This is a genomic window from Aquincola sp. J276 (assembly GCF_024700035.1).
GTDB classification, from domain to species: Bacteria; Pseudomonadota; Gammaproteobacteria; order Burkholderiales; family Burkholderiaceae_C; genus Aquincola; species Aquincola tertiaricarbonis.
Genome location: NZ_JAJONC010000002.1, coordinates 117621 through 143065 on the forward strand (window position 1 = coordinate 117621; position 25445 = coordinate 143065).

Sequence of the window (25445 nt, forward strand, 5' to 3'; positions counted from 1 at the left end):
TTCTCACTCTAGGCAACACCGGTCGCGGCCTGTATCGCCCCCATGGGGGGTGCGCCTGTGGGCTACGAGCGGGCCTGCGGCCGGTGCCGGCGCGCCAGGGCGCCCACCAGCGCGCCGCCGGCCAGCATCAGCGCATAGGTGCCCGGTTCGGGCACCGGGGAGGCGAACTGGGTGCTGCCGGGGCTGCCGATGGTGCCGGCGGCGGAGCGCCAGGAGCCTTCGCTGTCGCCGACGGCGGACAACACCCAGCCGGAGACCTGGTTGGCTCCCAGCACCGCGCTGCTGCCGGGCCGGCCGCTCACGTCGCTGGTGACCACCGACCTGTCGTAGGTCAGGCGGTCGACCAGCGTGCCGGCCGCGTCGAAGAGGTTGATCTCGTCGCCATTGCCCAGGTTGTTGGTGTAGTTGCCGATCACCTTGACGGTGGACGACAGGTTCCAGTCGCTGCGGAACACCGCGGCGTCGGCCTCGGTGATCAGCACCGATTCGCCGGCCGCCAGCGTGCCGAAGGCCGACAGGTCCAGCACGCCGGGCAGGCGCGATTCGTCGTCGAAGCTCCAGCCGGCCAGGTCGATGGCCTGGTTGCCCACGTTGGTGAACTCGACGAACTCGCCGACGCCGCCGCGGTACATCCATTCGGTGATGGCCACGCTGGGGGCCGCCTGGGCCGCGCCGGCGGCCAGCGACAGCAGCAAGGGCAGGGAAGTCTTCATAATGGTCTCGGAGTTGGTTTGCAGGAACCGGGTCGTGCTCAGCCGAGGCGGCGGCGCGCCGTCCAGCCGATGGCCGCCACGCCGCACAGCATCAGCGCATAGGTGGCCGGCTCAGGCACCGGCGCGGCCGTCAGCATGTAGATGTTGGGGGTCTCGTCGGTGAGGAAGATGGTGCCGTCGGCGGTGATGGTCACGCCTTCCGTGGTGCTGCTGATGGCGCTGAAGTCGAGGCTGCTGAGCACCACCCCGCTGCGCGAGACTTCCAGCAGCCGGCCCGATTCCTGGCTGAACACCAGCAGGTTGCCGGAGGAGGGCAGCACCTGCACGTCCGACAGGTCGAGCACGCCCAGGTTGGGCGTGAACAGGGAGGTCATCGTGTGCGTGCCGGCATCGAAGTCGATCTGGCCGAACTGCACCGCCTGCGGGCTCTTCTCCTTCACGGTGAAGAACTGGCCCGTGCTGCGCTCGTACGAGATGCCTTCCAGTCCGATGTTGCCCACGGTGTCGCCCAGCGACACCGACTTGAGGGCGCCGCGGGTGGCGGTGCCGTTGGCCTGGTAGGTGAGCTGGTACACGTCCTGCAGCCGTTCCTCGCCGATCACGAAGCGGCCCTGGCCGGTGTAGGTCAGCGCCTCGGTGTCGCTGAAGCCGGAAAGCCGCATGCTGCCCACCACCGCGCCGGTGGTGGTGACCTCGGTGATGTACTCGCCTTCGTCGCCCAGGACGAACAGCGTCTGCGTGTCCCAGTTCCAGGTGATGGCCGACGACTCCGAAGCGGTCGACGTCGGCAGCGCGAAGGTGGACGTGAGGCTGTAGCGCCCCAGGTCGAGTGCGGCCGACGCGGCGCCGGCGGTGCCGAGCAACAACGTGGCGACCAGGCCGGTGAGCGCACGGGCGGCGGGGGAACGTGAATTCATGGAACCTCCTGACGTTTTCCGTCAGCATGTCCCCGGTTCATGTCATGCGCGTGTCACTCAGCCCGGTGCGGCAAGCCCGCAGGAGTCCGCATGGCGCTGAACCATGCGGCGCATGGCGGTACTTGGCGCACGCTGAGCAGCGTCGCAGGCGGCTTCTGCCGCGCGGATTCCTAGCTGGTCGGCGGCAGCTCGATGCCCTTGAGCAGGTGGCGCATCGAATCGCCCACCTCTTCGCTGGTCGGCGACCGCGGCCGGCCGCTTTCGGCCAGGCGCCGGACCAGCAGCAGCAGCGAATCGATGTCGAACGGCTTGACCAGGAAGGCGTCGTAGTCGCGGCAGGCCTGGCGCACGATGGACTCGCTGGTGGCGCTCATGAACACGAACGGCAGCTCGCACAGCGCCGGATCGCGCCGCACGGCCGCGCACAGCTCGGCGCCGTTCATCGTCGGCATCATGAAGTCCGACAGGATCACGGCCGGCACTTCGCCGGCCAGGAAATCGAGCGCGGCCCGGCCGTTGGAAACCGCATGGGTTCGAAAGCCCTCGGCCTCGAGCAGCAGCTGCAGCACTTCGCGATTCCCGAATTCATCCTCGACGATCAGAACCAGCTTCATCGAGACATCCCGGCTCAGTGGCTTGACGGTCGTTCGGCATCGAGCAGCGCGAGCTGCACATCCACCGAGGCCTGGCTGGGCTGCGTGCCGCGCACCTTGGCCACGCTCAGGGTGCGGCTGGCTTCAGTGGCACCGGCGGCGGCGTGGTGGCGGAACACGAAGGCGTTGTCGAACCGGCCGACCACGCCCTCGGCCAGGCCGGTGCCGCCGGCCACGGCCAACGCCGCGGGATCGACGGTGAACAGCGAGGTGACGCCGCGCTGCTTCAGCTCGGTCAGCAGCCGGCCCAGGAAGCGGTAGCCGCGCTCGGGGAAGGCCAGCGTGTCGGCCAGACCCTCGAGCCCGTCGACCACCACCCGCCGGATGTGGCGCTCGTCGACCAGCCGCAGCAGCTTGTGCCCCATCTCGTCCATCGACTCGTCCTCATGCCCCAGGTGTTCTATCGTCAGTGCGCCGGCATCCAGTGCCTGCCCCAGCCCCAGCCCCAGCTGGTCGCCGGTGCGGCGAAGGTCGCCGCCGAACTCGGTGCCGGCCAGCAGCAACCCTGGCTGCGACAGCGAGGAGGCCGCGGCGAAGGCCAGCGCCAGGGTGGTTTTCCCGGCTCCACTATGGCCGATCACCACGGAAGCGCTGCCGGCCAGCAGCCCGCCCGCACGTAGGATGGCATCCCACGCCGGCAGGCCAGTGGACACCGCACCGCCGCCGAGCGTGGCCGGTTCGTCGCGCATCGGCAGGCTTTCCAGCCGCGGGAAGAACTGCAGCCCGCGCCGCGAGATGCAGAAAGTGTGGCTGCCGCGGATGATCTGGCTGCCGCGGAACTTGCGCACCTGCATGCGCCGTTCCGCCCGCCAATGGAAGCCGTGGTCCTCGAAGGTGAAGATGCCGTCCACCATCGTCTGCTCCGCGCTCAGGGCATTGCCGGTGCCGCTGGTCAGGATGAGGCAGGTGCAGGACATCGCGCTGACCAGGCTCTGCAGCTCGTGCACGAACTGGCGCACGCTGTCCCCGCTGAGGCCGCGCTGTTCCACCACCAGGCCGTCGATCACCAGCAAGGCGGCGCGGCTGCGCAGCAGCTCGCCCTGCAGCAGGCCGATCACGGCACGCAGCCCGCCCTGTTCCAGTTCGCCGTAGGCGCTGACATAGAACACGCTGGCATTGACATGCTGCTGCTCGAAGAACACCTGGTGCTCCATGTGCTGGAGCATGCGGGCATGGGATTCGGTGAGCATGGTCACGTACAGCGTGCGCTGCCTGCGCTGCACCAGCCCGTAGGCGATCTGGTTGGCCAGCGTGGTCTTGCCGACGCCGGGCGGGCCTTCGAAGATGTAGACGCCGCCTTCGAACAAGCCACCTTGCAGGATGTCGTCGAGTCCATCGATGGCGGTGGGCAGTCTTTTTCAGTGTCATGGGTACGGCAGGCGCATCGGGTGGCCCAAAGTGTGACATGTCGCCGCGGCCCTGGCGGCGGCGCGTACGGAGGCGGCGAATGCAAAAGTCCGATTGATGCTTCCGAAGGAAGTATTGATTGGACCGTCGGCGCGAGCGATCCAATACTGGGAGTCCACCGCCCCTCGAAGACGTCGCCAGACGCTGCACCCCCCTCGAAAGGAGACTGACCCATGACCGCTTTCCGCATCGCCGCCGGTGCCTTCCTGCTCAGCCTGTCGGCGCTGGCAGGGGCCCAGACCTATCCCGCCAAGTCCGTGCGCATCGTCGTGCCCTATGCACCCGGCGGGGCCGTGGATGCGGTCACCCGCAAGATCGCGCAGAAGCTCACCGAGCAGACCGGGCAGACCTTCTACGTGGAGAACAAGGCCGGGGCCACCGGCACCATCGGCGCTTCGGAGGTGGCACGTTCGGCGCCGGACGGCTATACGCTGATGGCCAACGACAGCACCTACTCGCTGCTGCCTCACATCTTCAAGAAGCTGCCCTTCGACCACCGCGCGGACCTGGTGCCGGTCAGCACCTTCATGACGGCGCCGATGGCGCTGGTGGTGTCGCAGGACTCCAAGTACAAGACGCTGCAGGACCTGCTGGCCGCGGCCCGTGCCAACAAGGGCGGCCTGACCTACGGCACCGGCGGCGCAGGCACCACGCCGCATTTCTCGAGCGAGGCGCTGGGCATCGCCGCCGACGTGAAGTTCCTGCATGTGCCGTTCAAGGGCGCGGGCGAGGCGACGCTGGCGCTGCTGTCGGGCACCATCGATTTCCAGATGGCGTCCACGCCCGGCGTGATTGGCCAGGTCAAGGGCGGCAAGGCGCGCCTGCTGGCCATCAGCGGCGACAAGCGGGTGCCGTCGCTGGCCGACACGCCCACCTTCGCCGAGGCCGGGCTGAAGAACTTCAGCGTCATCCAGTTCTCCGGCCTGTGGGCCCCCAAGGGCACGCCCGCGCCGGTGATGGAGCGGCTGCAGAAGGAAGTGGCGGCGGCCGTGGCATCGGCCGACTTCAAGGCCTATGCGGACGGCCTGGGCGCGCAGCCGAACAGCGCCGGCACCGAGGTGTTCGCCCGGATGCTGAACGACAGCACCACCTACTGGGGCAAGGTGGCGGCACATTCGTCGTTCGAGAAGGAATGAGGTCGGCATCATGTTCCTGCTGAAGACCCCGGAGGTCCGCGACGCGGAAGTGTTCACTCGGCTGCCGGACGAATTCCGGCGCACCGGCGTGCGCTCCGCCTGGGCCGACGCGAACCGCGGCGGCGAGCCGGTGGACAGCTTCCTCGAGGCGCCGGTGTTCGACGCCGACGGCATGCTCTACGTGGCCGACATCCCGTTCGGCCGCGTGTTCCGCATCGACCCGCAAGGCCGTTGGAGCCTGGTCGCCGAATACGACGGCGAGCCCAACGGCATGAAGTTCCTGGATGCCCACACGCTGGTGGTGGCCGACTACAGGAACGGCCTGATGCGGATCGACGTGCGCAGCGGGCAGGTGACGCCCTTGCTGGAGCGGCGCAACTCCGAGCGCTTCAAGGGCCCCAACGACCTGTGCTTCGACCGCGGCGGCAACCTCTACTTCACCGACCAGGGGCAGACCGGCCTGCACGACCCGACCGGCCGTGTCTTCCGGCTGCGGCGCAACGGGCAGCTCGACCTGCTGCTGGACAACGTGCCCAGCCCGAACGGCCTGGTGCTGTCGGCCGACGAGCGCGTGCTGTTCGTGGCGGTCACACGGGCCAACCAGGTGTGGCGGGTGCCGCTGCAGGCCGATGGCAGCGTGTCGAAGGTGAGCGCGTTCTTCACCTCGTACGGACCGAGCGGCCCCGATGGCCTGGCGATGGACGAGCAGGGCCGGCTGGTGGTGGCCAATCCCGGCCTGGGCCTTGCCTGGGTGCTGAACCCGCGTGCCGAGCCGGTGCTGGTGCTGCGCAGCCCGGCGGGCGCATCGCTCACCAACGTGGCCTTTGGCGGCCCCGGGCGCCGCAGCCTGTTCTGCACCGAGTCGACCACCGGCTGCGTGCTGCACGCCGAAATGGACGCGGCCGGCCTTCCGGTGGCCAGCGGGGCCTGACTAGGCCCGACGGGTCTGGCTGACACGTCGGCCATGGATGCTTCAGCGCGCGGCGCCGAGCGCGCCGCTCAGCGCGGGCTTGCGCTCATCCAGGCTGAAGCCGCCACCGCCGAAGGCGACGAACTGCAGCAGGCCGCCGGCCATGGCCAGGTTCTTCAGGAAGTGGAACATCTGGTTCTGGTCGGCCAGGGCGCTGTGGAACAGCAGGGCCGAGACCACCGAGAAGGCCGCCAGCGCGGCCGCCACCCAGCGGGTGCGGTAGCCCAGCACCAGCAGCAGGCCGCCGCCCAGTTCGGCGATCAGCGCGCCGGCATAGGCCAACTCCGGCAGCGGCAGGCCCACCGAGGCGATGTAGCCGATGGTGCCGCCCGGGGCCATCAGCTTGCCGAAGCCGCTGACCAGGAAGATGGCTGCGACGAGCAGGCGGGCCACCAGCGGCAGCACCGACAGCTGCAGGGAGGTGGACGAGTTGCGCGAGTAGGTCGATTGCATGAGGAAACTCCTTGAGGGATGGTGGGTTGCAGGGGGATCGGCTTGCTTGAACCCGATGGACGAAGCGTAGGAACAGGCGGCCTTGCCGGGAAGCCAGAACGTTTCGATGGCATCCATCTGCGGCGCCGATGGGTGCGCGGGCCGGGCCCGGCATTTGCTGGACGAGGCCCCGCCTTGCGATGGAGACCTGCGATGGAGACGCCCGTGCCCAAGCCCCTCATCAACCTGGCCGACGTCGAGTTCGACGACATCGAGGACAACGGCTACTACTGCTCGCGCAGGGCGCTGTTCAGCGCATCCATCGGCGCCCGGCAGCTGGGGTACAACCTGACCGAGCTGCCGCCGGGCAAGGCGCAGTGCCCCTTCCATGCGCACCGTGCCGAGGAGGAGGTGTTCGTCATCCTGGAAGGCGAGGGCGAGCTGCGCTTCGGCGACCAGCGCTTTCCGCTGCGGCCGCATGACGTGGTGGCCTGCCCCACCGGCGGGCCCGAGGTGGCGCACCAGATCATCAACACCGGCCGCGTGACCATGCGCTACCTGGCTTTGTCGAACCAGGCGGAGCTGGACGTATGCGAGTACCCCGATTCCGACAAGGTCGGCGTGTCCGCCCGCACGCCCGGAGCACCGCGGCTGCGCGGCCTGTACCGCCGCGGCGCGGCGGTGGACTACTACGACGGCGAGCGCACCGAGCCGCCCGACCCTTCGGGGTCGTGAAGGCGGGTGGCACCGGCCCGCAGGGCCCGCCGGGCCTCGGCTGCCGGCCCTCGGCGGGTGACCGGGAGCCGGCCGCCCTGCGCCGCCGCCTGGGTTAAGGTGCCGCACCATGCGCATACTGCTGGTGGAAGACGACAAGGTGCTGGCCGATGCCTTGTCGCGCACGTTGGTGCAGGCGGCCCATGCGGTGGACGTGGTGGCCACCGGCGAGCAGGCCGACCATGCCCTGAGCCTGGGCCTGTACGACCTCGCCATCCTGGACATCGGCCTGCCGGGCCTGAGCGGGCTGGAGGTTCTGCAGCGGCTGCGGGCGCGCAAGTCCACGGTGCCGGTGCTGATGCTCACCGCGCTGGACAGCGTGCACGACCGCGTGCGCGGACTGGACCTGGGCGCCGACGACTACCTGGCCAAGCCCTTCGACCTGCCCGAGCTGGAAGCGCGGGTGCGGGCCCTGCTGCGCCGCAGCCACAACACCACGCCCGACCTGGAGCTGGGCCTGCTGCGGCTGGACACCGTGGCCCGCCGCGTGTTCTTCGACAAGCGCCCGCTGGAGCTGTCGCCGCGCGAGCTGGCGGTGCTGGAGCTGCTGCTGATGCGCGCCGGCCGCGTGGTGAGCAAGGAGCAGATGGTCAACCACCTCTACGGCTGGGGCGACGAGGTGGGCGACAACGCGATCGAGGTGAACGTGTACCGGCTGCGCAAGAAGCTGGAACCGCTGGGCTGCGAGATCCGCACCGTGCGCGGCATGGGCTACCTGATGGACCGTGGCGATGGGCCGGCCTGACGCCCGGCGCGAGCCCTGGCTGCGCCGCCAGCTGCTGGCCTGGCTGCTGGGCCCGCTGCTACTGCTGCTGGTGCTGGATTCGGCGGCGGCCTACTGGAATGCGCTGCGCTTCTCCGACCTGGCCTACGACCGCGCGCTGCACGAGGTGGGCCGCGAGATGGCGCTGCATGTCAAGCGCGATGCCGCCGGCCGGGCGCGGCTGGAGCTGTCCGATGCCGCGGGCCGCCTGCTGCTGGGCGATGCCGACGACCGCGTGTACTACCGCGTGACCAGCGCCGACGGCACCGTGCTCGGCAGCCTGGGGGAGCTGCCCGCTGCCACGCCGGCAGCGCCGCCCACGGACACCGCGCCGCGCTACAGCCGCCAGCAGCTGCAGGGCGAGCCGGTGCGCATGCTGGTGGCCTGGATGCCCACCGAGGCCACGCCGTCCGCGCCGCCGGCGCAGGTGCTGGTGCAGGTGGCCGAGACGCTGCACAAGCGCAACCGCTTTGCCTGGGAGATGGTGGCCAACGTGGTGCTGCCGCAGCTGCTGCTCATCGTGATGGCCACCGCGGTGGTGTGGTTCGGCGTGGCCCATGCGTTGCAGCCGCTGCAGCGCCTGCGCCGAGCGCTGGCCGGCCGCTCGCACCTGGACCTCAGCCCCATCGCCACCCATGGCGTGCCGGGCGAGGTGCGGCCGTTGGTGGATGAAGTCAACGACCTCATGGGCCGGCTGGGCAAGACCTTCGATTTCCAGAACCGCTTCGTGGCCGATGCGGCCCACCAGCTGAAGACGCCCGTCAGCGGCCTGAAGGCGCAGATCGAGCTGGCCCAACGCGAGGCCGATCCACAGCGGGTGCGCCATTCGCTGCAGCAGCTGTCCATCAGCGTGGACCGGCTGGCGCGGCTGGTGCGGCAGCTGCTTTCGCTGGCGCGCAACGAGCCCGGCGCGCTGGATGCGGTGCAGCTGCGGCCGCTGGACCTCAATGCCCATGCGCTGGAGGTCAGCATGGAATGGGTGCCGCAGGCGCTCAAGCGCCAGATCGACCTGGGCTTCGAGGGCGCGCCGCAGCCGCTGGTCATCCATGCCGACGGCGACCGCGTGCGCGAGCTGATCAACAACCTGATCGACAACGCCATCCGCTACAGCGCCTGCGGCGGCCGGGTGACGGTGCGGGTGGCCGCGGCCGAGGGCGGCCAGTGCCGGCTGGCCATCAGCGACGACGGCCCCGGCATCCCGGTGGCGGAGCGGGCGCGCATCTTCGAGCGCTTCCACCGCCTGCTGGGCACGCAGCAGGACGGCAGCGGCCTGGGCCTGGCTATCGTCAGCGAGATCGCGCTGATGCACGGCGCGCGCATCACGCTGGAGGACGACGTCGACGGCGTGGGCAACACCTTCAGCGTGTTCTTCCCGCTGGCGGCTGTCAGCTCGCTGACAGCTTTCGGACAGGCTGCTGACAGCGCATCCACGTAGCCTGCGGGGCTACAACGTGGAGGCAACGTGGCGGTCCTGACCCATCCCGATTTCTGGCTTGCGCTGGCGCAGATCATCCTCATCAACATCGTGCTGAGCGGCGACAACGCCGTGGTCATCGCCATGGCCTCGCGCTCGCTGGCGCCGGCGCAGCAGAAGCAGGCCATCCTCTTCGGCAGCGTGGGCGCCATCGTGCTGCGCGTGGTGCTCACCTTCTTCGCGGTGTACCTGCTGACGCTGCCCTACCTGAAGCTGGTGGGCGCGGTGCTGCTGCTGTGGATCGGCGTGGGGCTGCTCAAGGGCGGCGATGCGGACGACGAGCTGCAGGGCCATGCGAGCCTGGGCGCGGCCATCAAGACCATCGTGGTGGCCGACCTGGTGATGAGCCTGGACAACGTGGTGGGCGTGGCGGCCGCGGCCAAGGGCAACGTGACGCTGCTGGTGCTGGGCCTGGTGGTCAGCATCCCGCTGATCATCTTTGGCAGCACGCTGCTGCTCAAGCTGATGGAGCGCCTGCCGGTCATCGTGACGCTGGGCGCGGGCCTGTTGGGCTGGGTGGCCGGCGAGATGGCGGTGTCCGATCCCGCCATCGCCGACTGGGCGCAGCAGCGCCATGTGCTGCACACCCTGGTGCCGGCCCTGGGCGCCATCGGCGTGGTGCTGGTGGGCAAGTGGCTCACCAGCCGCCAGCCGGCGCCGGGCGCGGACCCCACGGCGGCCTGAGCCGCGCGGGGTCCGGGTCGTCAGTAGCGGCGCGGGGCGCCGCGGCCGGCAACCTTGCCGGCGCCGGTCACCTTCTTGAAGACCCAGCTCAGCACGCCCATCTTGATTCCGAATCGCAGCAAAGATCCCAGCATGTCGTTCTCCTGTAGACGTGCTGCATGGTGCGGCAGACCGGTGGCGGGCGCTGTCGTGCGGCGCCCGCATCGGCCGTAGGACGGCGCCTTGCGCTGCTAGCCCGTCCGCATCCACATCCTCACCTGGCCCGCGCAGCGCACGCCCGCTGCCAGCGCCAGCAACGCTGCCAGCACCAGCCCCAGCCACGATCCCACCGGCGCATCCTCCGCCCGCGCTGGCGGCTGGAAGCGCGGCAGCGCCGCGAAGTCCGCCGAGCCGTAGCGGCTGTCCCGGAACAGGTAGGGGTAGTAGTGCTCGCGCAGCCGCTGGTGGAAGGTGGCGATGGCGTCCTGGTAGGCGAGCTGGGCCAGCAGGTCGGTGTGCGCCTGGCGGTGCAGCGCGGCCTGCAGGCCCACGCCGGGCAGCAGGCCGCCGAGCCAGGCGGTCCAGCGTTGGCGGGCCTGCAGGCTCGCGCGGTAGTCGGCGAACTGCGCCGCCACCTGCTCATCGCCCAGCTGCTGGAAGGCGAAATACCACTTCCAGTGGAAGCCGGTGGGCAGCGGCGCGGTGTCGCGCCATTGCGGGTGGCTGCGGAAGAAGCGTTCGAGCGTGGCCTCGCGCGGCTCGTCCCAGGCGCCGTGCACCGCCTGCCGCTGCGCCAGCATCAGCTGCACGCCCTGGTGTACCGGCACCATGCGCGCCAGCACCGACTGGGCCAGCGTGGGCAGCAGCAGCGTGAGCAGCACCCAGGCGCCCACCAGTCGGGTGGCGCTGGCCACCGAGCCGGCGGCACGGCAAGCCACTACCAGCGACAGGCCGGCCCAGAAGGCGATGTACGCCGCGGTGGCCAGCAGCACACCGGCCAGCGTGGCCGCGCCGCAGCCGTGGTACAGCCCGCCCGCCAGCACCGGCAAGGCCAGGCAGGCCACCGCCAGGGCGCTGCGCAAGCCGGCGCGGCGCAGCCACAGCCGTCGGCCGGTACCGCCGGGCAACGACAGCAGCAGGCCCAGCCGGCCGGCATGGCGCTCGGCCGAGACCAGGTCATGCAGCAGCGCGATCAGCAGCAGCGGCGCCAGGTACACCAGCACGAAGGCGTAGTCGAAGCGCCCGGCCAGGGCCAGCTCGGGATTGAAGGTCTCGCCCTCATGCAGCTGCGCCTGCAGCGCCAGCGCGCGCACTCGCAGCACATGGGGCGACGCATCGCGCAGCCCCAGCGCCAGGAAGGCGGCGCTGGAAGGCGGGTCCCAGGTGGCATGGAAGGTGTAGTAGGCCGCGCTGCCGACGTCGCCGCTGCGGGTCAGCCGCGGGGCCTGCGCCTGCAGCGACTGCTGCTGCAACTGCACCAGGTGCTGCTGCAGGTGGCGCTGCCGGGCCACCTCGCGGCTGCCGGCCAGCACCGCCAGGCTGGACAGCACCAGCAGCAGCACCAGCGCGGCGCCTGCGGTGCGGGCGCGCAGCAGCAGCCGCGCCTCGTGCATCAGGCCGCTCATCGCACGCTCCTGCCCAGGCGGCCGGCCAGCGCCCGCAGCAGCAGGCCCAGCCCGGCCAGCCAGGCCAGCAGCACCGCGGCCGCGGGCAGCGCCTGGCGCAGCACCTCGGCCGGCGGCGCGGGCTGGTAGCGGAAGTCCGCCAGGCCGTGCCAGTGCTCGCGGCCGATGCGCACGTCGCGGCTGGAGCGGTCCTGTGCATACGGCAGTTTGTCGGCCTGCAGCCGGTTGAGCGCCTGCACCATGCGGTAGCGGAACTGCTCGCCCTGCTCGACGAAGCTGCGGTAGCTGGCCAGGTCGGTGCCGGCCACGGCCATGGAGATGCGGCGCAGCGCGATCACCGGGCCGGCCCAGGCCAGCGCGTCCACCGTGCGCAGCTGCGCTGCCTGCAGCGCGAAGCCGGCGGCGGCATGGCGGTCGAACAGCGCGCTGGTCAGGCGTTCGCCTTCCATGCCCAGCAGGCCCTTGTAGTTCACCGGCAGATCCTCCACCCGGCTCACGCCGTACTGCGCCAGCACCTGCCTGCGGAAGTCGGCGAAATACGGGTCGTCGGGATCGTGGCTGTCGCCCAGCGCGGCCAGCTCGCGCGCCACAGTGATGTCCGTCTCGAAGCGGGTGGGCAGCGCCCGGGTGGAAGCGGCCACCTCCGCCGCCAGCCGGGGCAGCAGCACCACGACCACGGCCCAGGCAGCCAGCAGCAGCATCAGCGCGTCGCGGCCGCGGGCCAGGGCGGTGGAGGTGGCCACCACGGCCATCACCCACAGCAGCAGCCAGGCCGCATGCGCGGCCAGCCAGGCCAGCCCCAGGCTGGCCGGCGCCGCGCCGGACAGGGTTGCCGCGCCCAGCCCCAGCGCAGCGGGCAGCAGCATCAAGCCGGCCGCGCCGGCCAGCGCCAGCATCTTGCCGGCCAGCAGCCGACCCGGCCGCACGCCCTGGGCCAGCAGCAGCCGCAGGGTGCCCGATTCGCGCTCGCGCGCCAGGCTGGCATGCCCCACGATCACCAGCACCAGCGGCGCCAGCACCTGCAGCACGAAGGCCGGCGTGAGCTGGCCGAAGCGCAGCAGCAGCGACGACTGCCGCACGTCGCCAAAGTTGGCGCTGTTCTGCCGGTGGCCTTCCAGGTACAGCGTGTGGCCGGTGTAGCTGTCCACGCCGGCCTCGAAGGCCGCCAGCGGCGCCAGCGGCCGGAACACGAAGTGGCCGTAATGGACCATGCGGTGCGGGTGGCGGTCGGGCTGCGACTCGAACTCCTGGTGCACCTGGGCCTGGTAGCGGCTGCGCTCGGCATCCGCGCTGCGGCGGTGCTCCCAGGCGGTGAACAGCGCAGTCACCGCCAGCAGCAGCAGCAGCGCCAAAGCCGGCACGGCCACGCGGTCGCGCCGCAGCAGCCGCCATTCATGGCGGGCGATGCGCCACACGACGGCCGGGGATGCCTGCCGGCGGACGCCGCCTTCGGTCAGCGGGATGGCCTGGTTCATGGCCGTGCCTCCTGCGCCGCATGGCGGCGGTGCAGTTGGCGCACGTCGAAGCGCTCGCAGCCGGTGGCGGCCACTTCCTCGCGCAATCGTCCGTGCTCGATGAAGCCGATGCGGTCGGCCACGTCGGCGGCGCCCAGCAGGTCGTGCGTGACCATCAGCACTGCCACGCCCTGCGCACGCAGCCGCAGCAGCAGGCGGCTGAATTCGGCGCTGGATTGCGGATCCAGGCCCGAGGTGGGTTCGTCCAGCAGCAGCGCCGGCACCTGGCGCGCCAGTGCCAGCGCGATGGCCACCTTCTGCCGCATGCCCTTGGAGAAGCCGGCCACCGGCCGCGCATGGGCATCGGCCTGCAGGCCGGCATCGGCCAGCGCCCGGTCGATGCGCGCCGGCGCTGCCGGCTGCCCGGCCAGGTCCAGCAGGTAGGCAAGGTTCTCGCGGGCGCTGAGCTGCCCGTACAGCGCCACGTTCTCAGGGATGTAGGCCAGCTGGCGGCGTGCGGCCGATGGCTGGGCCACCGGGTCGATGCCCAGCACCTGCACGCGGCCCTGCACCGGCTGCACGAAGCCCAGGAACAGGCTCAGCGTGGTGGTCTTGCCGGCGCCGTTGGCGCCCAGCAGGGCATAGATCTCGCCGGCGCCGACCGACAGGTGCAGGCCCTGCAGGACCGGGCGGCCGCCATGGCCGGCGGTGACGCCGGTGGCGAGCAAGGCCGGCATCGGGGCGGAGGAGGGGGTGGATGTCATGAAGCTTCCTGCAAGTCAGAAGCGGGCCTGCAGGCCCAGGGTCACATGGCGGTCGCTGCCGGGCGTGACCCACACGCGGCTGTAGGAGCTGGTGTAGTGATCGCGGTCGAACAGGTTGTCCACGTCCAGCGTCAGCCGCAGCGCGGGCGTGGCGCGCCACCAGGCGGTGAGCTTGGCGGTGGTGTAGGCCGGCAGCTCGAAGGCGGGCGTGCCGGCGGTGGCCTCCGCCTGCGTGCGGGCCTGGCCCAGCCGGCGGCCCATGTAGGTCACCCCGCCGCCGATGCCGTAGCGCTGCCCGTGGGCCAGGCCATGCTCATACACGGCCAGCAGGCTGCCGTTGACCTTGGGCACGTTGAGCAGGCGGCCGCCCACCTCCAGGAGCTGGTCGCGGGTGATCTCCACGTCGTTGAACACCAGGCTGGCATTCAGCCGCCAGTGCCGGCCCAGCTGGCCGGCCAGGTCGAATTCCGCCCCGCGGCTGCGCACCGCACCGGCGGCCACCGAGAAGCCGGCATTCGACGGGTCGGAGGTCAGCACATGACGCTTGCGGATGTCGAACAGCGCCGCGGTAGCGCCCAGGCGGCGGTCGGCGCTTTCCCACTTGCCGCCCAGCTCCAGCGAGCGGCCGGTCTCGGCATCGAAGGACTTGCCGGTGGCGTCCGATCCCACGTTGGGCCGGAAGGAGCGGCCGGCATTGGCATACAGCGTCCAGCCCGGGCCGGGCAGCCAGCTCAGGCCCAGCCGCGGGGAAGTGGCCGACGGGCTTTGCTGTTGCCGGGTGCCGGTGCGGCGGTTGTCCAGCGACTGACGGTAGTGGTCCGTGCGCAGGCCCGCCACCAGCCGCCACTGTGGCGACAGCGTGATGACGTCCTGCAGGTACAGCGCATGGTTGCGCTGCCGTTCCAGCGTGCTGGTGTGGGGCTGCGGCTCCGGCCGCGGCTGGCCGTACACCGGATCGAAGATGTCGATCGCATAGGGCGCGGCGGCGCTGGGATTGGCGCGCAGCATCAGCGTGTCCATCCGGAAGCGGAAGGTCTCGAAGCCGAGCAGCAGCTCATGCGCCAGGCCGCCGGTGCGCAGCCGGCCCTGCAGCTCGGCCTGCAGCGCCAGGTCGGACGAATCGAAGTCGCGGTAGCGGCGCTGCCGGGTCAGGCTGCCGTCGGGCCGCAGCGCGGTGGGCTCGGTGGAGTAGCCCTCGATGCCGGTGCGGCGCGCCGACAGGCCCAGCCGGCCCTGCCAGTGGTCGGACAACTCATGCGACAGCATCAGCTGGTGGGTCTGGTTGTCCACCGTCACGTCGCCGTCGGCCGGCTCGCCGAGGAAGCGGCTGCGCGGGATGGCGCCCAGCCGGTTATCCACCGCCACCACGCCGCGGTCCAGCGGCGTGCGGTGGCGCAGCAGCTCGCCCACGTAGTCGATGGTGGTGCGGTCGTCCAGCTGCCAGCGAAAGGCCGGCGCCAGCACGCGGCGGCTGGCCTGCACATGGTCGCGGAAGCTGTCGCGGTCCTCGATCGCCAGGTTCAGCCGGTAGGCCAGGCGCTCGCCCAGCGGGCCGGTGCTGTCCAGCGCGGTGCGGCGCAGGCCGTGGCTGCCCAGATAGCCTTCCAGCGAATGCGCCGGCCGCCACAGCGGCCGCTTGGACACGATGTTCAGCGTACCGCCGGGCTCGCTGCTGCCGTACAGCGCGGCGGCCGGGCCCTTGAGGAACTCGATGCGCTCCACGCCGGCCAGGTCGCGCGGCGCATTGAAGCCGCGGTTGGACGAGAAGCCGTTGAGCAGCGTGGCCATGCCGGTGTTCTCGTTGCCGGGCAGGCCGCGGATGGCGATGTTGTCCCACAGGCCGCCGAAATTGTTCTGCCGCGAGACACCGCCTACATAGTCCAGCACCTCGTCCAGCCGGGTCGCGCCCAGGTCGTCGATGGCCTGCCGGGTGACGATGCGCACCGACTGCGGCAGTTCGCGCAGCGGCAGTTCGGACTTGGCGCCGGTGGCCTCGGCGCCGTGGTAGGCGCCCGACTGGCTGCGGCCGACGACCTCGATGGCCTGCGACGGTGTTTCCGCCGGCTGGGCCCGGGCGGCGTGGGCGCATGAAAGAAGGCTGGCCGCCAGGACCAGCGGCACGGGGGCCGGCCGCAGGCGGCGGGCGAAGGATGCGATGAGCATGATGGGCACGGACGAGGGCAAGCGCCACGCGGCATGAGGCCGCGGCACTGGCGTGAACAGGGCAGCGCCGCCGCGCGACCAGGGGCGGCCGGCGGGCTGGGGGCGATGAAGACGGGGCCGGGACGGCCGTGGCCGGCGAGAACGCTCGCGGGCAGCCGGCGGAGGGCCGGCGCGGCCTCAGGCCGTCAGCGGCGGATCACGCGAGGCAAAGCGCCAGCGCCCCGGGCTGGGCAGCAGCGGTTGCGGCGGCGGGCGCAAGGCTGGTGTCGTGGCGCCAGGCGGATGCAGCCGCGGTGCGGCCGGCCCGGGCCCGCCATCGGCCAGCTGCGCTTGGGCATGGCAGGCGGCGCACAGCGCATGGGCGCCCTCGGCATCTTCTTCCTGCGCCGGTGCTTCGTCGCCGGCGCCATGCAGGCCGGCGATGGCCGACTGCCAATGCGTGGCCTCATGCCGCGCCATGCCGAAGGCCATGTTCAGGAACATGGCCAGCAGCACAGTTTTCAACAGCAGGTTGCGCATCACGACGCATCATACTGTTGATAACGAAATCTCAATAGACAGTTTGCTCAGGGCCATCGGTGATGCGGCGCGTGACGGACTGGGCGTGCGAATCGAACGGAAGCCAATAAAGCCTGGGCCGTGCATGCCGCGGGGCTGATGCCACTGGCCGCTGCCTGGGCTGGCACCACCGCCGCCTGGCTGGTGGCCGCCGTGCTGGGCTCGCAGGCCTGGCGTGCGCTGCAGCGCCTGCAGGCGGAGGCCGACGGCGCCGCGCAGCGGCTGCAGCAGTTGCTGGCCGAAGCGCAGCGCATGGCCCGTGCACACGAAGCCGGGGACATCGACGCGGTGATGCCGCTGGACGCCTTCGAAGTCGAAGGCCGACTGCTGGCCCAGCAGGTCAATGCCCTGGTGGGCAGCCACATCGCGGTGAAGAAGCAGGCGCTGGAATGCGTGCGCCGCTTTGGCCAGGGCGACTTCCACGCCACGCTGGAAGCGCTGCCGTGCAAGAAGGCCTTCATCAACGAGGTCATCGAGCAGGTGCGCGCCAACCTGGTGGGCCTGGTGGCGGAGCTCAACCAGATGTCGCGCGAGCACGATGCCGGCGACATCGACGTGGTAATCGACAGCCGCCGCTTTGCCGGCGACTTCAGGACCATGGCCGACGGCATCAATCGCATGGTGGCCGGCCACATCGCCGTGAAGAAGAAGGCCATGCCTGCGTGGCCGAATTCGGCCGCGGCAACTTCGATGCGCCGCTCGATGCCTTTCCAGGCAAGAAGGCCTTCATCAACCAGGTGGTCGAGCAGGTGCGCGGCAACCTGCAGGCCCTGATCCGCGACAGCCGCATGCTGGCCGAAGCCGCCGCCGCCGGCCGGTGGTGTCGATGAAGCAGATCGCGCAGAAGATCGGGATCATCGACGACATCGCCTACCAGACCAACCTGCTGGCGCTGAACGCGGCCATCGAGGCGGCGCGGGCCGGCGAGCATGGCAAGGGCTTCGCGGTGGTGGCGGCCGAGGTGCGCAAGCTGGCCGAGCGCAGCCAGGTGGCGGCGCAGGAGATCGGCACCGTGGCCTCGTCCAGCGTGGAACTGGCCGAGCGCGCCGGCCAGCTGCTGGATGCGATGGTGCCCAGCATCCGCAAGACCTCCGACCTGGTGCAGGAGATCACCGCGGCCAGCGAGGAACAGTTCTCCGGTGTGTCGCAGATCAATGCCGCGGTGAGCCAGCTCAGCAGCACCACGCAGCAGAACGCCAGCAGCTCCGAAGAGCTGGCTTCCACCGCGGAGGAAATGAGCGCCCAGGCCACGGAGCTGCAGCAGGCGATGGCCTTCTTCGTCGTGCACAAGCCGGCTTCCGCCACGGCCGCCGCCGCTGCCGAGGCACCGGCCCGGCGCGTGATCGCCAGTGCCATGGGCCGCCGCACGCCGCGTCGGCCGCCGCCCGCGTAACGGCTGCCGATGCTGGATGTGGAAGAGGCCGACTTCACCCGCTTCTGAGCGGCGCGGTATCCCGATTGCCGCAGACATGCTGCCGGCAATCCCGCCGGCATCGTGGTCGGGTCAAGTGCTTCAGGGGCCTCGGCGGCCCCTGCTTTTTTTACCGGCCCGGACGGCGGCGGGCCACCGCGGCCAGCACGCCGGCGCCACACAGCATCAGCGCATAGGTGCCGGGTTCGGGCACGGCGGGAATGTTGTAGGTGGTCACCACCGGGAAGTGGTCGGAGGCCACGGCCGCCAGGCCGCCGGTCACCACCCGGTTGCCGGTCACCTGCCAGGCATCGGCGCCCAGGCTGGTGTTGAAGTCGATGGCCTGCGTGCCGCCCTCCAGCGTGGGCACGTCGGTCGGGCTGTCGATGCGCCAGCCCAGCGACTGCCAGTGCGCCATCGAGGCCGAGGCCGGCCCGGCATTGAAGTCGCCGTTGACCACCGCCAGCAGCGTGCGGTCGATGGCCGCGTCGATCAGGTTCATGCTGTCGATCTGCACCGTGGAGCCGGGCACCGTCTGCGAGGCCTGGTTGCGGTGGGTCAGGTGGGTGGTGGCGAACTGGAAGCGCGTGCCGGCCAGCTCGAACACCGCCAGGCCGGCCGATCGGGCGCCGTCACCGGCGGGGTCGGGCAGGCCCAGCACCTTGAACGACTGCAGGCTGAGCGCGCCGGTGTCGAACAGGATGGCATTGCCGTACTGGCCGCCCTGGTAGTTGATGGCCGGTGCCGACAGCGCCTGCCACACCGAGCCGGTGCGCGCGGACATCATCGCGGCCAGCTCGTTGGGCTGGTGCACGAAGCCCGTGCGGCCGTTGGCCATGTCGTTTTCCTGCAGGCCGATGATCTGGGCATCCAGGCCCGACATCACGCCAGCGATGCGGTCCAGGTCGACGACGTTGTCGGAACCGGCGGCATGGTGGATGTTGTAGGTGGCGATGGACAGGCTGGCCGCCTGCGCGTTGCCGCCGGCGGCGGCCAGTGCAGCCAGGGCGGCCAGCAAGGCGATGTGGATGCCGCGCGGCCGTGGCAGGCGGGGGCTGAAGGAATGCGTCATCGGGTACTGCTCCTGCGTTGGTAGGGCTTGCAGCCTAGGAACGCGGGATGACCGGTGCGTGACGCGAGGAATTGCTTACAGCTGGAAAGGTGGCATCGTCGCGCCGGGTGACGGGTTCCCTGGCTTGCGCCTTCCGCCCATTGCTGCGGTCGATTTGCGCTCCGATGGGTGCATTAGGCCCGCGCCGCATGACAGCGGCGTGACCGCCACTGCAGCGTGCCGCCCAGCAGCGCGCCCCACATCAGGTGGTCGGCCAGCTGCGGCCCGAAGGGCAGGGCCGCCACCCGCGGGAAGGCCAGCGGCGCGATGACCAGCAGGTCCAGCAGGGCCACCGCCACCGAGCCCGCCAGCGCGCCCGCCAGCGGCCTGCGCACCGGCAGCCATCGTGCGAACACCAGCGTCCAGAAGGCCGAGATGGCCGGGTGCACCACCGCCGCTGCCATGAACAGCGTGGGCGTGTGCGTGGCCTGCGGCAGCAGCATCGCGCCAGCGGCGCGGGTGGCCTCCAGCACGTCGGCGCCGGTGATCAGCGCATGCAGCGTGGACGGCAGCCCGCTGAACGCCGTGGCGACGAACCAGGCGAGGACCAGGTCGGACTTTGCAAAGCGGGCCATCGTGCGTGCGCGGACTGCGTGGCGGTTTCGGGCGGCATGCCGAGGAACACATGGCGGTAGGCCACGTACAGCAGCGTGCCGATCAGCGGATAGAAGGGCACGGCGGCCACGCCGTTCCACATCGCACCGCCCAGGCACAGCAATCCGGCTGCCGCGCCCACGCGCCAGGCGAAGGGATTGAGCGCATGCGCCTGCCGCGCCAGGGCCAGCGCCTGCCGCACGGGCAGTTGCGCACACACCAGCAGCGGCAGCAGGAAGAACAGCAGCGGCACCAGCAGCCACAGGAACAGCACCAGCAGCGCGCTTTGCCCGGCGGCGAAGTCGCTGGTAGCCGTGCCGGCCGTCCAGGCCGCCTGGCCCGCGGCCGGCGCGCCTGCGCCGCCGAAGGCCAGCGCACCGGCAATCGCGGCCAGCACCGCATACAGCACGGCCAGCACCGTGGCCGCGCACAGCACCGCCCGGCCGACGCCCGGCAGGCTGCCGCGCAGCACCTGGTGCAGCCGCCGCGGGGTGTGCGCCCGCGAGGCCACGGCCGCGAACAGCGCGACCAGGCCCGGCGCCAGGCAGCCCAGCAGCAGCCGCCCGGCATCGGCCTGCAGCAGCTGCACGCCGCCCAGCAGGCCCAGCACCAGCACGGTGTTGGGCAGCCATTGCGCGGTGCAGAGGTCCAGGGCCTCGGTGACCCAGTAGCGCCAGCTGTCGGGCGGCACGGCCTTCGGCTCGAAGGCTTTCATCGCAGCGCCCCGTGGAACGGGGCGGCGGTCGGCAGGTACGTCATGCCTGCCTTATCGGCGCGGGCGCGCCGGGCTTCAGCGGTAGAAGGGCTCCACCTTGCCCTTGAGTTGCAGCAGCAGCGGCCGGCCCTTGCGGTCCAGCGTCTTGCCGGAGGGCACCTTCACCCAGCCGGCGCTGATGCAGTACTCCTCCACGTTGGTGAGCTCGCGGCCGTTCAGGCGGATGCCGATGGCGTGCTCGAAGATGGCGGGCACATGGTGCGGGCTGCGCGGATCGGTGGACAGGCGGTCGGGCAGCTCGGGGCGCTGCGGCGCGGCTGCAGCGGAGTCGGCCGGGTCGGCGGGGGTGTCGGAAGCAGCGGTCATCGGGCGTCTCGTGTCATGCGAAGCGCGCCATTCTGCCGGCTCATACACTGGCCCGATGCTCATCGCCCAGCCATTGCAAGCCCAAGCCTTCGCACCTTACGGCCTGGTGCTGCAGGCGCCCGCCCAAGGGGGCAGGCCGATCAACGGCGGCAATGCGCAGCGCTTCGACCTGGCGGCCGACCTGCAGCTCACGGCCGAAGGCGGGCGGCCGATGCTGGCGCTGTTCCGCGCGCAGGCGCGGGCCTTTCCGCATGCGGTGCATGAGATGGAGCGCCATGCGCTGGGCAGCCAGAGCTTCGTGCCGCTGGGCGAGCGCCGCTTCGTGCTGGTGGTGGCACCGGCCGGCGCGGTGCCGCAGGCCGCGTCGCTGGCCGCCTTCGTCACCGATGGCCGCCAGGGCGTGACGCTGTGGCCCGGCACCTGGCACCACGCGCTGCTGGCCGTGGAGGACGGCGACTTCGTGGTGCTGGAGCGCGCCGCGGCGCAGGTGGACTGCGACGTGCATGCGCTGCCCCAACCGGTGCAGGTGCACCTCGGGTGAATCCGCGGCCGATGCCGGGCTGAGCCGGGCGCAGCGTCAGCCGGCGTGGGCGGACAGCTGCCGGGCCAGCGCCACCAGGCTGCGGTCGCTGCCTGCCGGCCCCAGCAGCGACAGGCCCAGCGGCGCGCCGTCACGCCGTGCCAGCGGCATCGACAGCTGCGGCAGGCCGGCCAGGCCGGCGATGCACAGCAGCCGGATGGCGCGGTTGCGGTAGTCCTCCAGGCTGGCCTCGCCGGCTGCGCGCAGCGGCGCGATGTCGGGCATGGTGGGCATCAGCAGCACGCCGTCGTGGCCCAGCAGCCGCGCCATGTGGCTGCCGAAGCGCTGGCGGAAGGCACGCGCCTGCAGCACCTGCTCGTCGGTGACGGAGCGTGACCAGGCGAAGCGCTCCGCCACGCCCGGGCCCAGCACCAGCGCATGGCGCTCGATCAGCGGGCCATCGGTCTGCCAGGCCTCGCGGCCCTGGATGGCGCGGAAATGCCAGTACATCGCATCGAAGTCCTCCAGCGCCACCGACACCGGCGTGGCCGGCCCCAGCAGCGCCTGCACCCGGTCGGCGGCGGGCTGCAGCGCCTGCACCGCCGCCGGCTCGGCCAGCGCCCACACGTCCTGCGGCGACAGCAGGCGCGCCTGCGTCAGCGGGCGGGCATCGGCGCCCAGCAGCACCTCGGCCACGCGGTCGAAGGTGTCGGCATCGCGGCTGAACCAGCCGCAGGTGTCGCAGCTGGGCGCCAGGTCCAGCGCGCCCTGCAGGCTCACCCGGCCATGGGTTGGCCGCAGGCCGTACAGCCCGCAGTGGCTGGCCGGTGCCCGCACCGAGCCGCCGGTGTCGGTGCCCAGCGCCAGGTCGCACAGGCCGGCGGCCACCGCGGCGGCCGAGCCCGAGGACGAGCCGCCGGTGATGCGCTGCGGGGCCGCGCTGTTCAGCGGCGCGCCGAAGTGCGCGTTGTCGCCGTTCATCGAGAAGGCCAGCTCGTCGGTCACCGTCTTGCCGACGAAGCGCGCGCCGGCCTCCAGCAGCCGCTGCACCGTGGGTGCGGTGCGGGTCTTGATGCCCGACATCGCCAGCACGACGGGATGGCCGCCGCCGGTGGGATAGCCGGCCACGTCGAACAGGTCCTTCACGCCGAAGTCCAGCCCGGCCAGCGGGCCGGTGGCGGCCCGGGGCACCTCGGCCTCGGGATAGGGCACGAAGGCATGGACGGGATCGTGCAGCGGCATCGTCTTCCTCGGAAGGTTCCAGGTCAGGGCAGGGCGGGCGTGGCCAGCAGCGCGGCGGTGGCCTCGGTGCGCAGGCAGCGCGCCTGGTGGCCGGGGCCGATGGCCACCGGTGGCGGCTGCACCGCCAGGCACTCCGGCCGCGCCAGGGCACAGCGCTCGGCGAAGGCGCAGCCCGGGGGCAGGGCAGCCAGGTCGGGCGGCGCGCCGCCGATGGTGGGCAGCCGCGTGCCGCGGGTCATGCCGCCGTGGGCGCGGCTGGTGAGCAGCGCGATGGTGTATGGATGGCGCGGCGTGCGAATCAATTCGCGGGCGCTGCCTTCTTCCACGATGCGCCCGGCATACATCACCGCGATGCGGTCGGCCACCTCCACCGCCGCACCGATATCGTGGGTGACGAAGATGACCGACAGGCCCAGGTCGCGCTGCAGCTCGCGCAGCAGAGCAGGATCTGGATCTGCACCGTGGCGTCCAGCGCGGTGGTGGGCTCGTCGGCCAGCAGCAGCTGCGGCCGGCAGGCCAGGGCCAGGGCGATCATCGCGCGCTGGCGCATGCCGCCCGACATCTCGTGCGGATAGGCCGCCAGCCGGCGCTCCGGGCTGGGAATGCGCACCCGCTCGAACAGCGCCAGCGCACGCTGCCGGGCCTCGGCGGCGGTCACCCGCTCATGCCTGCGGATGGATTCGACGATCTGCGCGCCCACGCTGTACACCGGGTCCAGCGCCAGCAGCGGCTCCTGGAAGATCATGGCCGCCACCTTGCCGCGGTAGTCGGCCAGCTCACGGCCGCCCATCGCCAGCACGTCGCGGCCGGCCACCTGCACGCGGCCGCCCACGCGGGTGCGCCGCTCGGGGTGCAGCCGCAGCAGGGTGCGCAGCGTCACGCTCTTGCCGGAGCCCGATTCGCCGATCAGGGCCAGCACCTGGCCGCGCTGCAGTTCCAGGCTCACGCCGCTGACGGCCTGCACCGGCTTGCGGCCGCCGCTGAACTGCACGCTCAGGTCCTGCAGCGAGACCATCGGCCCGGCGTCGTACGGCGGCGCGGTCATGCGGCCTCCCGCAGCGCCGGTGCGGCGGGATGGCCGCTGCCGGCTTCGTGCATTAGGCAGGCGGCCGTGTGCAGGCTGCGGTGCTCGGCCAGCCGCGGCATCTGCTGGCCGCACACCGGCGCCGCATGCGGGCAGCGCGGATGGAAGCGGCAGCCGGCAGGCGGGTCGATGGGGTTGGGCGGATCGCCCGCCAGCAGCGCCTGCTCGGTGCGGTGGTCGGGGTCCATCGACGGCATGGAGGACAGCAGCGCCCGGGTATAGGGATGCAGCGGCGCGGTGTACAGCGCCTCCGACGGGCCCAGCTCGGCCACCCGGCCCAGGTACATCACCAGCACGCGGTCGCTCATGTAGCGCACCACCTGCAGGTCGTGGCTGATGAAGACGTAGGTCAGGCCGAACTCGGCCTTCAGGTCCAGCAGCAGGTTGATCACCTGCGCCTCCACCGACTTGTCCAGCGCCGACACCGCCTCGTCCAGGATCAGCAGCCGCGGCTGCAGCGCCAGCGCGCGGGCGATGTTCACCCGCTGCCGCTGCCCGCCCGAGAGCTCATGCGGATAACGCTCGGCAAAGCGCTGCGGCTCCAGGCCCACGCGGGACAGCAGCTCCCGCGCGCGCTGCACCGCGGCGCGGCGCGGCAGGCCGTGCACCTGAGGACCGAAGGCGACAGAGTCCTCGATGGTCAGCCGCGGGTTGAGCGAGGCATAGCTGTCCTGGAACACCATCTGCACTTGTCGATGGAACTCCTTGAGCGGCAGCGAGCGGCCGCCCATGGCCTGGCCGTCGAACACCACCTCGCCGGCGGTGGGGCGGATCAGCTGCATCAGCAGCCGCGCGGTGGTGCTCTTGCCGCAGCCCGATTCACCCACCAGGCCCAGCGTCTCGCCCTTCTTCACGGTGAAGTCCACGCCGTCCACCGCCCGCACCGTGCCGCCGCCGCGGCCGAGCACGCCGCGGGCCAGCGGATAGTGCTTCTGCAGCCCGCGGATGGTCAGCAGCGGCTGCGCCGGCCCGCCCACGTCGGCCGGCTGCGCGGCCTCGGGGCCGGATCCCCCAGCGGACGAGGGGCCCCATTCATGTCTTGTGGTCCATGGCGTTGCGCAGTCCGTCCGACAGCAGGTTGAAGGTGATGGAGGTGACGAAGATCATCACGCCCGGCAGCGCGGCCACCCACGGCTGCACGTAGATGGCGGTGCGCAGGGTGTTGAGCATCAGGCCCCACTCCGGCTCGGGCGGCTTGACGCCCAGGCCCAGGAAGGACAGGCCGGAGGCCAGGATCATCGACACCGCGATGAGGCTGGTGGCATAGACGAAGATGGGCCCCAGCACATTGCCCAGCACATGCACCCGCACGATGGTGAAGGCGCCGGCGCCCGAGGCCCGGGCGGCTTCCACATAGTCGCGCCCGCGCACCTGCGTGGTCACGCTCTCGGCCACGCGCGCGATCTGCGGGATGAACACCACCGTCAGCGACACCAGCGAATTGAAGATGCCCGCACCCAGCGTGCCCGACAGCGCGATGGCCAGCAGCACCGACGGAAAGGCATAGAACACGTCGATGGTGCGCATCACCAGCGTGTTGGTGGTGCCGCCCGCATAACCGGCCAGGATGCCGATGGCCGCGCCCACCACGAAGGCGCACAGCACCGGCACGATGCCCATGAACAGCGACAGCCGCGCGCCGACGATCAGCCGCGAGAGCATGTCGCGGCCCAGCTCGTCGCTGCCCAGCGGCAGCCCCGGCGTGCCGATGGGCTTGAGCCGCTTGAGCATCGACGACTGGTAGGGGTCGGCCGGCGCCAGCCAGGGCCCGAACAGGGCCAGCGACAGCAGCAGCAGCGCCACCAGCGCCGCGCCCACGGCCACCGGGTCGCGCAGGAAGCGGTGGCCCACGGACGCCCAGTAGCCACGCGAGCGCTGCGCCGGCAGGGCGGCCACCGCGGCGGCGGCTGGGGGTGCAAGCGTGGTCATGGCGGTG

The 25445-nt window shown here is 71.4% G+C and carries 26 protein-coding genes and 3 pseudogenes; 10 read left to right on the forward strand and 19 right to left on the reverse strand.

Features of this window, described 5'->3' with window-relative positions:
• Positions 1 to 62: 62 nt before the first annotated feature.
• The 4 genes from LRS14_RS18415 to LRS14_RS18430 all read right to left on the reverse strand — a co-directional run bounded on the left by LRS14_RS18415 (position 63) and on the right by LRS14_RS18430 (position 3635).
• Positions 63 to 713: a lamin tail domain-containing protein gene (locus LRS14_RS18415; protein WP_257800581.1), complete on the reverse strand. Its 651-nt coding sequence runs from the start codon at positions 711 to 713 to the stop codon at positions 63 to 65.
• A 38-nt stretch (positions 714 to 751) separates the two neighbouring features.
• The gene (locus LRS14_RS18420) at positions 752 to 1630 is read right to left on the reverse strand and encodes an SdiA-regulated domain-containing protein (RefSeq protein ID WP_257800583.1); all 879 of its coding nucleotides are present in this window, start codon (positions 1628 to 1630) and stop codon (positions 752 to 754) included.
• Positions 1631 to 1800: 170 nt separating this feature from the next.
• Positions 1801 to 2244 carry a response regulator gene (locus LRS14_RS18425; protein ID WP_052736156.1) on the reverse strand — a complete coding sequence of 148 codons (444 nt, stop codon included), beginning with the start codon at positions 2242 to 2244 and terminating at the stop codon, positions 1801 to 1803.
• A gap of 14 nt (positions 2245 to 2258) precedes the next feature.
• The gene (locus LRS14_RS18430) at positions 2259 to 3635 is read right to left on the reverse strand and encodes an ATPase domain-containing protein (RefSeq protein ID WP_259376790.1); all 1377 of its coding nucleotides are present in this window, start codon (positions 3633 to 3635) and stop codon (positions 2259 to 2261) included.
• Between the two features lie 228 nt (positions 3636 to 3863).
• Here LRS14_RS18430 and LRS14_RS18435 point away from each other — a divergent pair, with 228 nt between their 5' ends.
• Both LRS14_RS18435 and LRS14_RS18440 read left to right on the forward strand, forming a co-directional pair.
• A complete protein-coding gene (locus tag LRS14_RS18435) occupies positions 3864 to 4826 on the forward strand; it encodes a tripartite tricarboxylate transporter substrate binding protein (RefSeq protein ID WP_046112106.1) in 963 nt (320 codons plus the stop codon).
• Positions 4827 to 4836: 10 nt separating this feature from the next.
• Positions 4837 to 5757 carry an SMP-30/gluconolactonase/LRE family protein gene (locus LRS14_RS18440; protein WP_046112105.1) on the forward strand — a complete coding sequence of 307 codons (921 nt, stop codon included), beginning with the start codon at positions 4837 to 4839 and terminating at the stop codon, positions 5755 to 5757.
• A 42-nt stretch (positions 5758 to 5799) separates the two neighbouring features.
• On the opposite strand, the gene LRS14_RS18445 is transcribed toward LRS14_RS18440, so the two are convergent.
• A complete protein-coding gene (locus tag LRS14_RS18445) occupies positions 5800 to 6249 on the reverse strand; it encodes a DoxX family protein (RefSeq protein WP_257800584.1) in 450 nt (149 codons plus the stop codon).
• 204 nt (positions 6250 to 6453) lie between these two features.
• Here LRS14_RS18445 and LRS14_RS18450 point away from each other — a divergent pair, with 204 nt between their 5' ends.
• The 4 genes from LRS14_RS18450 (at position 6454) to LRS14_RS18465 (ending at position 9923) form a co-directional block, all read left to right on the forward strand.
• Positions 6454 to 6963 carry a cupin domain-containing protein gene (locus tag LRS14_RS18450; protein ID WP_257800585.1) on the forward strand — a complete coding sequence of 170 codons (510 nt, stop codon included), beginning with the start codon at positions 6454 to 6456 and terminating at the stop codon, positions 6961 to 6963.
• A 109-nt stretch (positions 6964 to 7072) separates the two neighbouring features.
• On the forward strand, positions 7073 to 7747 hold the full coding sequence (locus LRS14_RS18455) for a response regulator transcription factor (RefSeq protein WP_046112094.1): 675 nt from the start codon (positions 7073 to 7075) through the stop codon (positions 7745 to 7747).
• Positions 7734 to 9200 carry a sensor histidine kinase gene (locus LRS14_RS18460; RefSeq protein WP_257800586.1) on the forward strand — a complete coding sequence of 489 codons (1467 nt, stop codon included), beginning with the start codon at positions 7734 to 7736 and terminating at the stop codon, positions 9198 to 9200. The genes LRS14_RS18455 and LRS14_RS18460 overlap by 14 nt, the downstream gene beginning before the upstream one ends.
• 27 nt (positions 9201 to 9227) lie before the next feature.
• Positions 9228 to 9923, forward strand: a complete 696-nt coding sequence (locus LRS14_RS18465) for a TerC family protein (RefSeq protein WP_257800587.1) — start codon at positions 9228 to 9230, stop codon at positions 9921 to 9923.
• A gap of 230 nt (positions 9924 to 10153) precedes the next feature.
• Here LRS14_RS18465 and LRS14_RS18470 read toward each other — a convergent pair whose 3' ends face one another.
• The 5 genes from LRS14_RS18470 to LRS14_RS18490 all read right to left on the reverse strand — a co-directional run bounded on the left by LRS14_RS18470 (position 10154) and on the right by LRS14_RS18490 (position 16427).
• A complete protein-coding gene (locus LRS14_RS18470; protein ID WP_257800588.1) occupies positions 10154 to 11527 on the reverse strand; it encodes a DUF3526 domain-containing protein in 1374 nt (457 codons plus the stop codon).
• A complete protein-coding gene (locus tag LRS14_RS18475) occupies positions 11524 to 13002 on the reverse strand; it encodes a DUF3526 domain-containing protein (protein ID WP_257800589.1) in 1479 nt (492 codons plus the stop codon). Before LRS14_RS18475 ends, LRS14_RS18470 begins: the two co-directional genes overlap by 4 nt.
• Positions 12999 to 13745: an ABC transporter ATP-binding protein gene (locus tag LRS14_RS18480; protein ID WP_257800590.1), complete on the reverse strand. Its 747-nt coding sequence runs from the start codon at positions 13743 to 13745 to the stop codon at positions 12999 to 13001. Before LRS14_RS18480 ends, LRS14_RS18475 begins: the two co-directional genes overlap by 4 nt.
• Before the next feature lie 15 nt (positions 13746 to 13760).
• Positions 13761 to 15908 carry a TonB-dependent siderophore receptor gene (locus LRS14_RS18485; RefSeq protein WP_257800591.1) on the reverse strand — a complete coding sequence of 716 codons (2148 nt, stop codon included), beginning with the start codon at positions 15906 to 15908 and terminating at the stop codon, positions 13761 to 13763.
• A 177-nt stretch (positions 15909 to 16085) separates the two neighbouring features.
• Positions 16086 to 16427, reverse strand: coding sequence for a hypothetical protein (locus LRS14_RS18490; protein WP_046112089.1), 342 nt, complete (start codon positions 16425 to 16427; stop codon positions 16086 to 16088).
• A gap of 330 nt (positions 16428 to 16757) precedes the next feature.
• Between LRS14_RS18490 and LRS14_RS30740 the strand changes: the two are divergent.
• From LRS14_RS30740 to LRS14_RS18500, 3 genes and pseudogenes are all read left to right on the forward strand, one after another.
• Positions 16758 to 17036, forward strand: a pseudogene (locus tag LRS14_RS30740) (methyl-accepting chemotaxis protein); the annotation flags it as partial.
• Between the two features lie 92 nt (positions 17037 to 17128).
• Entirely contained in the window at positions 17129 to 17296 is a 168-nt protein-coding gene (locus LRS14_RS30745) for a hypothetical protein (protein ID WP_404977587.1), read from the forward strand.
• Positions 17284 to 17859, forward strand: a pseudogene (locus tag LRS14_RS18500) (methyl-accepting chemotaxis protein); the annotation flags it as partial. The gene LRS14_RS30745 and the pseudogene LRS14_RS18500, both read left to right, overlap by 13 nt.
• A gap of 148 nt (positions 17860 to 18007) precedes the next feature.
• Here LRS14_RS18500 and LRS14_RS18505 read toward each other — a convergent pair.
• The 4 genes from LRS14_RS18505 to LRS14_RS18520 form a co-directional block, all read right to left on the reverse strand.
• Positions 18008 to 18949, reverse strand: coding sequence for an endonuclease/exonuclease/phosphatase family protein (locus LRS14_RS18505; protein ID WP_257800593.1), 942 nt, complete (start codon positions 18947 to 18949; stop codon positions 18008 to 18010).
• Between the two features lie 173 nt (positions 18950 to 19122).
• Complete coding sequence (locus LRS14_RS18510; RefSeq protein WP_046112086.1) at positions 19123 to 19563, reverse strand: hypothetical protein; 441 nt, start codon at positions 19561 to 19563, stop codon at positions 19123 to 19125.
• The gene (locus tag LRS14_RS18515) at positions 19476 to 20297 is read right to left on the reverse strand and encodes a hypothetical protein (RefSeq protein ID WP_257800594.1); all 822 of its coding nucleotides are present in this window, start codon (positions 20295 to 20297) and stop codon (positions 19476 to 19478) included. Before LRS14_RS18515 ends, LRS14_RS18510 begins: the two co-directional genes overlap by 88 nt.
• A gap of 75 nt (positions 20298 to 20372) precedes the next feature.
• A complete protein-coding gene (locus LRS14_RS18520) occupies positions 20373 to 20663 on the reverse strand; it encodes a DUF3297 family protein (protein WP_046112084.1) in 291 nt (96 codons plus the stop codon).
• A gap of 55 nt (positions 20664 to 20718) precedes the next feature.
• Here LRS14_RS18520 and LRS14_RS18525 point away from each other — a divergent pair, with 55 nt between their 5' ends.
• Entirely contained in the window at positions 20719 to 21204 is a 486-nt protein-coding gene (locus LRS14_RS18525; RefSeq protein ID WP_257800595.1) for an ureidoglycolate lyase, read from the forward strand.
• 36 nt (positions 21205 to 21240) lie between these two features.
• On the opposite strand, the gene LRS14_RS18530 is transcribed toward LRS14_RS18525, so the two are convergent.
• The 5 genes and pseudogenes from LRS14_RS18530 to LRS14_RS18545 form a co-directional block, all read right to left on the reverse strand.
• The gene (locus tag LRS14_RS18530) at positions 21241 to 22425 is read right to left on the reverse strand and encodes an amidase (RefSeq protein ID WP_257800596.1); all 1185 of its coding nucleotides are present in this window, start codon (positions 22423 to 22425) and stop codon (positions 21241 to 21243) included.
• Between the two features lie 23 nt (positions 22426 to 22448).
• Entirely contained in the window at positions 22449 to 22790 is a 342-nt protein-coding gene (locus LRS14_RS30750; protein ID WP_404977588.1) for an oligopeptide/dipeptide ABC transporter ATP-binding protein, read from the reverse strand.
• Between the two features lie 101 nt (positions 22791 to 22891).
• Positions 22892 to 23470 (reverse strand): annotated as a pseudogene (locus tag LRS14_RS30755) (ATP-binding cassette domain-containing protein); the annotation flags it as partial.
• The gene (locus LRS14_RS18540) at positions 23467 to 24486 is read right to left on the reverse strand and encodes an ABC transporter ATP-binding protein (RefSeq protein ID WP_257800597.1); all 1020 of its coding nucleotides are present in this window, start codon (positions 24484 to 24486) and stop codon (positions 23467 to 23469) included. The gene LRS14_RS18540 and the pseudogene LRS14_RS30755, both read right to left, overlap by 4 nt.
• A gap of 55 nt (positions 24487 to 24541) precedes the next feature.
• On the reverse strand, positions 24542 to 25438 hold the full coding sequence (locus LRS14_RS18545) for an ABC transporter permease (protein ID WP_046112080.1): 897 nt from the start codon (positions 25436 to 25438) through the stop codon (positions 24542 to 24544).
• Positions 25439 to 25445: the final 7 nt, after the last annotated feature.